This window comes from Rhodopirellula maiorica SM1 (assembly GCF_000346295.1).
In the GTDB taxonomy this organism is placed as follows: domain Bacteria; phylum Planctomycetota; class Planctomycetia; order Pirellulales; family Pirellulaceae; genus Novipirellula; species Novipirellula maiorica.
Map to the genome: position 1 here is coordinate 1 of NZ_ANOG01000640.1, position 630 is coordinate 630.

Genomic DNA, 630 nt, shown 5'->3' on the forward strand with positions numbered 1-630 from the left:
CGATTCCGCGAGACCCGGCCGCTTACGCGTCTCGGCTCACATTAAATCACGGTACTTGCGGTCTTGGGCTTCGTTGACGTAAATCACACATTGTTGGATCGCTGATTCACTGTTTAAGAATTCAATGTCTCCTTTCACTGTCCAGACTGGACGACCTCTCCATATTGCGAACGTCTGGCGAAGTTCCATGGTCGCTTTTGCCTTTAATTGGTCTCGCACCACTTTGGGCTTATATTCCGGCGCAGTGATGACGACATGCACATGATTCGTTTGTGCTGAGGTCGTCCAAAGAGACCAGGACCGAACATCGCAAATCTCGTAAATGGCATCTTCCGCAACCAATTGCATTGAGTCTTCAAGGAGAATGACATCGTGAGATAAGTGATCGCGGTGCCAAGTTTCCAATTGAGGTTGAGCAAGTTGAGGCCCAGTGCTGCGGTGCCTCCAGCCACGGGCGTCCCCGGGAAGGAAGGTGCCGTACACCGTCCACGTAATGAACAGCCCAAGCGGTGTCGTGTTCATGCAAATAGCCCCCCGATCACGTTAAATATATCACAGGCGAGGGATGAGAGCCGAGTTGTATCGAAGCCATTTCCTAAAAAATGATTTTCAAAGGCTACAAAGTTGGTG

Annotated in this window: 1 protein-coding gene; it reads right to left on the reverse strand. The window is 50.5% G+C overall.

Annotation, left to right across the window (positions count from 1 at the left end):
• Nucleotides 1-36: 36 nt before the first annotated feature.
• Nucleotides 37-522: a transposase gene (locus RMSM_RS20490; RefSeq protein WP_040768550.1), complete on the reverse strand. Its 486-nt coding sequence runs from the start codon at nt 520-522 to the stop codon at nt 37-39.
• Nucleotides 523-630: the final 108 nt, after the last annotated feature.